At 44.0% G+C, this 7,805-nt stretch carries 9 protein-coding genes; all 9 read right to left on the bottom strand.

All coding sequences use genetic code 11. From position 1 onward, the window contains the following. Positions 1-13: 13 nt before the first annotated feature. Positions 14-2,665 carry a valine--tRNA ligase gene (locus HMPREF9421_RS09525; protein WP_006596816.1) on the bottom strand — a complete coding sequence of 884 codons (2,652 nt, stop codon included), beginning with the start codon at positions 2,663-2,665 and terminating at the stop codon, positions 14-16. Further along, positions 2,658-3,236: an AAA family ATPase gene (locus HMPREF9421_RS09530; RefSeq protein ID WP_006596817.1), complete on the bottom strand. Its 579-nt coding sequence runs from the start codon at positions 3,234-3,236 to the stop codon at positions 2,658-2,660. The genes HMPREF9421_RS09525 and HMPREF9421_RS09530 overlap by 8 nt, the downstream gene beginning before the upstream one ends. Further along, positions 3,236-3,796, bottom strand: coding sequence for a GNAT family N-acetyltransferase (locus HMPREF9421_RS09535; protein WP_006596818.1), 561 nt, complete (start codon positions 3,794-3,796; stop codon positions 3,236-3,238). The genes HMPREF9421_RS09530 and HMPREF9421_RS09535 overlap by 1 nt, the downstream gene beginning before the upstream one ends. 257 nt (positions 3,797-4,053) lie before the next feature. After that, positions 4,054-4,401: a helix-hairpin-helix domain-containing protein gene (locus HMPREF9421_RS09540; protein WP_006596819.1), complete on the bottom strand. Its 348-nt coding sequence runs from the start codon at positions 4,399-4,401 to the stop codon at positions 4,054-4,056. Between the two features lie 181 nt (positions 4,402-4,582). Continuing rightward, a complete protein-coding gene (locus HMPREF9421_RS09545; RefSeq protein WP_006596820.1) occupies positions 4,583-4,837 on the bottom strand; it encodes a DUF1912 family protein in 255 nt (84 codons plus the stop codon). Positions 4,838-4,839: 2 nt separating this feature from the next. Continuing rightward, complete coding sequence (locus tag HMPREF9421_RS09550; RefSeq protein WP_006596821.1) at positions 4,840-6,186, bottom strand: DUF438 domain-containing protein; 1,347 nt, start codon at positions 6,184-6,186, stop codon at positions 4,840-4,842. Beyond that, entirely contained in the window at positions 6,186-6,419 is a 234-nt protein-coding gene (locus HMPREF9421_RS09555; RefSeq protein WP_006596822.1) for a DUF1858 domain-containing protein, read from the bottom strand. Before HMPREF9421_RS09555 ends, HMPREF9421_RS09550 begins: the two co-directional genes overlap by 1 nt. A 43-nt stretch (positions 6,420-6,462) precedes the next feature. Beyond that, entirely contained in the window at positions 6,463-6,915 is a 453-nt protein-coding gene (locus HMPREF9421_RS09560) for a cytidine deaminase family protein (RefSeq protein ID WP_006597198.1), read from the bottom strand. 671 nt (positions 6,916-7,586) lie between these two features. Beyond that, positions 7,587-7,805 (bottom strand): LPXTG cell wall anchor domain-containing protein (locus HMPREF9421_RS09565; protein WP_006596824.1); only part of this gene is annotated, 219 nt, incomplete at its 5' end.

A 7,805-nucleotide genomic window follows, 5' to 3' on the forward strand; every position in this document is an offset into this window, starting at 1 on the left:
CGTGTTTCTATGTTTATTTCACGAGTTTCTTCATCTCATCAATACGTGCTACGGTCGCGTCGTATTTGGCTTGGTAGTCGCCTTGTTTGTCGCGTTCTTTTTGGACGACTTCTGGTTTGGCATTGGCTACGAAGCGTTCGTTAGAGAGCTTCTTACCGACCATATCCAGTTCTTTTTGCCATTTAGCCAGTTCCTTGTCGAGACGAGCGAGTTCTTCTTCGACATTGAGGAGGTCTGCCAGTGGCAAGTAGATTTCTGCTCCTGTGATGACGCTTGACATCGCGAGTTCAGGTGCAGGGATGTTTGATGCGATCTCCAAGTGTTCTGGATTTGTGAAGCGTTTGATGTAGTTGACATTGCTATTAAAGAAGGCTTCCAAGTCGCTATCGCTTGTCTTAACAAGAATCGTGATTGGCTTGCTAGGAGCGACGTTTACTTCCGCACGCGCATTACGAACAGCACGGATCAAGTCTTTGAGGCTTTCGACACCAGTGTGGGCAACAAGGTCTTCAAAGGCTGGATTAACAGTTGGGTATGCTGCTGTAACGATAGAGCCTTCTGAGATTTGTCCAAAGATTTCCTCTGTCACAAATGGCATGATTGGGTGAAGGAGACGAAGGATCTTGTCCAAAGTGTAAAGGAGAACAGAACGTGTGATGACTTTCTCTTCTTCGTTATCGCTATAAAGGACTTCCTTAGTCAACTCAACATACCAGTCCGCAAACTCGTCCCAGATGAAGTTGTAGAGGATGTGGCCAGCCACACCAAATTCAAACTTGTCAAAGTTGGCAGTTGCTTTTCCGATGGTTTCATTGAGGTTGTGGAGAATCCAGCGGTCTGTGACGTTTCCAGCTTCCTTATTAACAACCTTTTCGACATTGGCTGTTGCTTGCTCAAGGGTCAATCCTTCATTGTTCATGAGGATGTAGCGAGAGATGTTCCAGATCTTGTTGATGAAGTTCCATGAAGCATCCATTTTCTCGTAAGAGAAGCGCACGTCTTGACCTGGTGCAGAACCGTTTGAAAGGAACCAACGAAGGGCATCGGCACCGTATTTCTCGATGACATCCATTGGGTCAATCCCGTTACCGAGAGATTTAGACATCTTACGTCCTTGCTCATCACGAATGAGACCGTGAATCAGAACGTTTTGGAATGGCTGACGGCCCGTGAATTCCAATGATTGGAAGATCATACGAGACACCCAGAAGAAGATGATGTCGTAACCTGTTACCAAGGTTGAAGTTGGGAAGTAACGTTTGAAGTCTTCTGAGTCAACATCGGGCCAGCCCATAGTTGAGAATGGCCAAAGGGCAGAACTGAACCAAGTGTCCAAGACGTCTTCGTCCTGAGTCCATCCGTCACCTTCAGGAGCTTCTTCACCGACGTACATTTCACCCTCAGCATTGTACCAAGCAGGGATTTGGTGACCCCACCAGAGCTGACGAGAGATAACCCAGTCGTGGACATTTTCCATCCATTGGAGGAAGGTGTCGTTGAAACGAGGTGGGTAGAATTCTACCTTGTCCTCTGTGTCTTGGTTGGCGATAGCGTTCTTAGCCAATTGGTCCATCTTGACGAACCATTGCGTTGACAAGCGTGGTTCAACCACTACACCTGTACGCTCTGAGTGACCAACACTGTGGACACGTTTTTCGATTTTAACGAGGGCACCGATTTCTTCCAATTTAGCAACGACTGCCTTACGAGCTTCAAAACGGTCCATACCTGCAAATTCGAAGGCCAAGTCGTTCATGGTTCCGTCGTCGTTCATGACGTTGACTTGTGGCAAGTTGTGACGTTGACCAACCAAGAAGTCATTTGGATCGTGGGCAGGCGTGATTTTCACGACACCTGTACCAAACTCAGGATCTGCGTGCTCATCCCCAACGATTGGGATGAGTTTGTTAGCGATTGGAAGAACGACATGTTTACCAATCAAATCCTTGTAGCGTGGATCTTCTGGATTGACCGCAACCGCAACATCCCCAAACATTGTCTCAGGACGAGTGGTCGCCACTTCAAGGGCGCGTGAGCCGTCTTCTAGCATGTAGTTCATGTGGTAGAAGGCACCTTCGACATCCTTGTGGATCACCTCGATATCAGAAAGGGCTGTGCGAGCTGCAGGGTCCCAGTTGATGATAAACTCACCACGGTAGATCCAGCCTTTCTTGTAAAGGTCCACAAAGACCTTGCGAACGGCTTTTGACAAACCTTCGTCAAGAGTGAAACGCTCACGAGAGTAGTCGACAGAGAGCCCCATCTTGCCCCATTGTTCCTTGATGGTAGTGGCATATTCGTCTTTCCATTCCCAGACTTTCTCGAGGAATTTTTCACGACCGAGGTCATAACGCGTAATGCCCTCACCACGCAAGCGCTCCTCAACCTTAGCCTGAGTCGCAATCCCCGCGTGGTCCATCCCTGGAAGCCAAAGCGTATCAAAACCTTGCATACGTTTTTGACGGATGATGATATCTTGAAGAGTTGTATCCCAAGCGTGACCAAGGTGAAGTTTACCTGTAACGTTTGGAGGTGGAATCACGATTGAATAAGGCTTAGCCTTTTGATCGCCTGAAGGCTTGAAAACATCCGCATCAAGCCATTTTTGGTAACGACCAGCCTCAACCTCGGCTGGATTGTATTTAGGTGAAAGTTCTTTAGACATGTGTGTGTCCTTTCTCTATTGTTTTCATTTTTTCTTGAATCTGCTGTGCAACTTCTTCTGCGGACAGATTCGTATTATCAATTTTAAGGTAGTGGTGAAGACCACTCGGTCGCTTTTGAGAATTAAGTTGATTCGTTTTATCAGTCTCTATAATCTCTCTTTCAGATACCTCAACATACCGTTTCAAGGGTTTGTATTTCAACCGATTCTCCGTCCGATTTCGACGTAACCGCTCCTCCAGAGACGTTTCTAATTCAACAAAAAGAATCTGCTGATGATACTCATTTAACAAATCTTGAATGTCCTTCAAATACATCAAATTGTATTGATTTGAAAAATCAATTACGCCTGTTAAAATCACAGACCGATGATGCCTGGCGCTTGTTCCAAGAAAAGAAAAGTTAACACTACGAACAAATTCCCACATTTCTTCCGTAAAATCCTGATAGATTTCGAGTGCGAAATCAATTGATTGATGGTTGAAAAAGAGAGTCGTGCCGGTGAGTTTCGAAAGTTCCTGACCAATGGTCATTTTCCCTGAAGCTGGAGCTCCAATGATGAAAACATGCATCAATCCACCTCCCACTCACTCTTCAGCAATCCATATATGAGACTGTCACAACGATTGCCCTGGGCATCTTTACGGTCTCGGATACGAGCTTCAAGGGTAAATCCTAATTTTTCCGCAACTCTTTGACTTTGAAGGTTGTAACCAAAGCAAGACAATTCAATCTTGTGAAGCTCCAGTTCTGTAAAAGCTAAATCAATCAAGGCACGCGCCGCTTCTGGCACATAACATCGGCCCCAATAGTCTGGGTGCAAGGTATAGCCAATCTCCAGCACATCGTCTTCGTGGCGATGGTTGAAGTCAACAGAGCCGATGATTGTATCGGTCCCTTTGACCACAATTCCATAGCCTGCTGGCAGATTGTCCTTTTGATTGCGCTCGGGAAGGATATGCTCCAGATAATAAATCTCATCTTCCAAGGCCTTGACGGGCGGAAAGCCTGCTGGGTAAGAGACTTCTGGAAGACTGGCGTAAGCATGGATATCCTTAGCATCAGCCACTGTACGGACTCGTAAGACTAGACGCTCGGTTTCGATTCGTTCTGGCAACTCTGCTCTTGTCATCTTCCTCCCTCACTTTCTACAAAAAATCGCCCCTGTCATCAACCTGACAGGGACGAATATGTTTATCCGCGGTACCACCCAATTTCGGGCAACGCCCGCAACTTTGTTTATTTCATTTTTATCCATTAGCAACCAGTTTCGACACATTTGTGGACTTCTCAGCACCGCCACTTTCTGTAAAATGTGGGATTCAAAACACCTCTAACAGCTTCATTTTATCAAGTTTTCCTGGAAATAGCAAGAAATCACAAAAGCAATTATTTGAACTTGACACCAAGTTCTTGCAATTTTTTGATGGTTGCTGGTCCGATTCCTTTAAGGGCCAACAACTCTTTTTCTGTCCAGTTTGCGAAGTCCGCAACAGAGCGAATACCTTCATCATAGAATGTTTGCGCACGATCAAGGGCTACACCTTCCAAGCTTGCAGCGAATTCTTCTACTGAAGAAGCTACTTGTTTCACTTCTTTCGCCACTGCTTTTGCTGCTTTCTCAACCTTCTTAGGTGCTTCTTTAACAGCTGCTGCTACAGTTGCGACAGCTTTTTTCAAAAGATGTCTATTTTGATGTTTGTATTGTTTCGCACGGTTAACGTTCTTCTTTGCCATTTTTCCTCCTACGTATCCAGTGACCAATCCCTAAGGCAACAAGGTTTCATCACCAATATTACTTTCGATAATTCGTTGACGTCTGTTCAACTTTTTTATTGTAACACAATCCCTCGAAAAATCAAGTCATTACACTATTTTCAGCCAAATCCAGCCAGTCAAAGGCCTGCACAGAGAGCCTTTAATAGGTTCTCTCTCCAAACAAGCCATCTGGAAGATCGTGGAAACCTTTCCCCTCGTGGTAGTTGGCAAACTTCCCTTGAAGGAATTGATAGGCATCCAAGCGACTCTCATAGCGAATCATAGCTTCCTTGGCCCGCTCGTCTTGATCCTCTTCATAGACCTTCTTGCTTTCTGTCAGGGCCATCTCATTGATCATGACCTGGGTTTTGATCCAAGCCTCAAATTCTTTCATAAATTCTTTTTCGTAGCTCATTCTTACTCCAATCCTCTATAAAATTCACTATCGATCTCCCGATAGGGTTGGATATCCTGGACATATTCCAAGACACCTTGAAATTCTCCAGCGTCATCGCGCACCGCTGCATAGGTCACATGGACAAATTTCCCACGTGATTCTGATTTGAACCACATTTCGTACTTGTCTTTTTTCCCTTCTCGAAGCCCCTGCATGATGGCTTTGACCTTCTCCAAGTATTTCGGAGGGTGACACAATTCGACATTGCGTCCTACCTGCGACGGCGTCCGTTTGAAGATCATTTCCTCAAAGGGCGCTGCATCATTGTAATATTGGAAAATATCATCCTTATTGACAAAGGTGATCTCCATCGGCAGATGGTTCAAGATCAAGTTGGCCTGCTCTACAGAGAGAAAGCCATGTCCAAAAGTTTGTGGTTGCTGGCGATCGAAGCTCTCTGCTCTTTTCTTAGGCCTGAAGGTAATGGTCAATTGTCCCTCAGGAGTCTCAATGACCTGACGTTGCTCACCTCCATTTGAAGAAGGAAGTAGTTCAGTTGAATCTTCTGACTCTATTGGTCCTTCTTCATTGAAGTCCACACGTTTCGGCACCCATTTCTCACTCGGAATGATAATAGCATAACCATAGGCATCACTTTCTTCCGCGATGGAGAGCCAATCATCCTGGCTAAAAGCCTCCAGCAAAATCATCAAGAGGATGGACTCTTCCTTGAAGATCATAGCCTCAAACTCTTGCGCAAAGGCTTCAAAGCGCTCTTTGACTTCTGAAATTGCAGAATCAGGCAGGGCTTTGGCCACATCCAGAGTTTTCGCAAAGAGGTCTCGAATCTGGTCATCTACCCCCCACATGACTTTGGGAGGAGAGTCATGCCCATAGCGCTCCATAATCGGAAACATCAACTCTTCCTTACGACGATAATGCCGATCAAATTGACCCACCAAGCCCAGCTGACGCAAGAGGCCTTTGTGAATCTCCTGGATCATCTCAGGATCCTCTGTCGTCTCATAATTATCCAGCAAGCGACGGACCCGCATCATAGCCGCACGAAGGGCTAGGTTCTCCTGTTTAAAGATTTGAACGGGATGGCCTGGGTGATCGGTATCTGCTACTTCGACCCCTTGAACAGCATTCTTAAAGAGATTGGCATGGACATCACAAAGCTCCATGACATCCTCAAAGGTGATGCCGGCATCGGAGTTCATCAGTTCGTGCTCCATGAGGGAAATTTCAATCGCAGACACCCCACTAAAGGTCGCATCAAAGCGCTCTTGTACTGACTCAGGAGAAGCTCCATGATGAAGGTATAATAAGATATCTCTTAAGACATGAATTCGTTCATCACTCATTAGTCTAGCCCCACTACTTCATAGCCATTGGCTTCTAGCGTTCGCACAATCTTCTCCATGGGAGTACCTTCTAATTTTGATCCTTGTTTTAAGGAAACCTTGCGCCCAACTGTATTACGCATGATGGGATTGGCTAAGGGTTTAAAGCCCAATTCCACCAACAAATCTAACACTTCCGGATGTTGATCAATGACTTGAGCAACTGGAATCGATACATCAATTTTATTGTCCATCTCTCACTCTCACATTTCTTCTCTCATCTGAGCTCCTGGGAAACTAAGACTCCTCCTGGGAGAGATTCTCAGTCCTCTGATTGGCCCGTTCTTCTCCCCACCAATGTGGTATCAGCTCTCCCAGAGTAATGGTCTTCCGACTCTCATAATCGACCATAAACTCCAACTGGCTATTGGTTGGATCAAGTTCCATTAAGAACTCTCGACAAGCCCCACAAGGCATTCCAGAGCCGCCGCCATAAGGTGGTTGATCCCGAAAGGCCAAAATTCGTTTTACCTTGGTTTGACCAGATGCTTGGTACATATTAAAGAGAGCTGCTCGTTCCGCACACAAATGGAAAACCCCACAGGTCCCTTCCATACAAAAGCCTGTAAAAATTTGTCCGTCCTCTGCCTCAATAGCCGCAACCACGTGTTGCGCATAGACAAAATCAGATACTTCATGGGGACGGTAGAGGGACTTTGCCTTTTCATACATGATTTCCCAAATATCCATTCTTCTCTCCATTTTCCCCTATATTTTCTTAAAAAACTACCAATCTTCATTTAGATCAAGTAATTTAAAAAAATTTGTCTTATCAATAAATCATTCAAAAGCTAATATAGTTATATAAATGTATTTTACGAAGAATATTTTGCCATATTTACAATGATTTATGAACAAATTGTAACGTTTGTAAAGTCTATGAACGCATCATTTAAATCAATTTCACAAAGGAACTCCATTAATTTTATCATAAATCATTAGGAAACACACACATAATTTCATCTTAAATAGTCGTATGACGAACACCTTTATACATATTAACCTTATCGGTATAAGCTAGAGAATTCAAGACCTAGCTATTTTAAAATTTTATCTTTCATTCTGGTAGAGAAAAGATAAAAATTTTTAATCCTTATAGAATATGCAATCTCAAAAAAGACAATGACCTCATTCCTTAATACTGGAGAACAAGGTCATTGCCAAATTAAGGTACATTTAAACATAACATTTAGAGTCCTTGATCACACAAATCAAAATGAATCAAAGAAATTGATCTAACTAACTGCTATTATACTGGAGTTTAAAAGCCTAAAGAACAAAAAAACGAGGAGAAATTATTCTCCTCGTAATCTAGTTAAAACCAACTAATGAGTGGAAACTCAAACTATAAGATGATTTAACTATTCTTCTTCTTTGCGTTTCTTCGAAACAAGTAATCCACCTGATAAGGCCGATAGAACTGCAAGACCAAGCGCTACAACCGATTGTTTTTCACCAGTATTAGGAAGGGTAGATACTTCTGCTTTAGATCCTGGGTTCACTGCTTCTACTGCTTCTTTAACTTTAGATTTTTCGGCATCTGTCAAGTTTGCAGTATCTTTAACTGGTGTCTTAGTTGA

Source organism: Streptococcus australis ATCC 700641 (assembly GCF_000186465.1).
GTDB lineage: Bacteria > Bacillota > Bacilli > Lactobacillales > Streptococcaceae > Streptococcus > Streptococcus australis.

What these genes read in the sequence shown, in the direction of transcription:
- HMPREF9421_RS09525 (WP_006596816.1), bottom strand. Translation starts at nt 2,665, where the DNA reads ATGTCTAAAGAACTTTCACCTAAATACAATCCAGCCGAGGTTGAGGCT.
- HMPREF9421_RS09550 (WP_006596821.1), bottom strand. Translation starts at nt 6,186, where the DNA reads ATGAGTGATGAACGAATTCATGTCTTAAGAGATATCTTATTATACCTT.
- HMPREF9421_RS09560 (WP_006597198.1), bottom strand. Translation starts at nt 6,915, where the DNA reads ATGGATATTTGGGAAATCATGTATGAAAAGGCAAAGTCCCTCTACCGT.
- HMPREF9421_RS09545 (WP_006596820.1), bottom strand. Translation starts at nt 4,837, where the DNA reads ATGAGCTACGAAAAAGAATTTATGAAAGAATTTGAGGCTTGGATCAAA.
- HMPREF9421_RS09530 (WP_006596817.1), bottom strand. Translation starts at nt 3,236, where the DNA reads ATGCATGTTTTCATCATTGGAGCTCCAGCTTCAGGGAAAATGACCATT.
- HMPREF9421_RS09540 (WP_006596819.1), bottom strand. Translation starts at nt 4,401, where the DNA reads ATGGCAAAGAAGAACGTTAACCGTGCGAAACAATACAAACATCAAAAT.
- HMPREF9421_RS09535 (WP_006596818.1), bottom strand. Translation starts at nt 3,796, where the DNA reads ATGACAAGAGCAGAGTTGCCAGAACGAATCGAAACCGAGCGTCTAGTC.
- HMPREF9421_RS09555 (WP_006596822.1), bottom strand. Translation starts at nt 6,419, where the DNA reads ATGGACAATAAAATTGATGTATCGATTCCAGTTGCTCAAGTCATTGAT.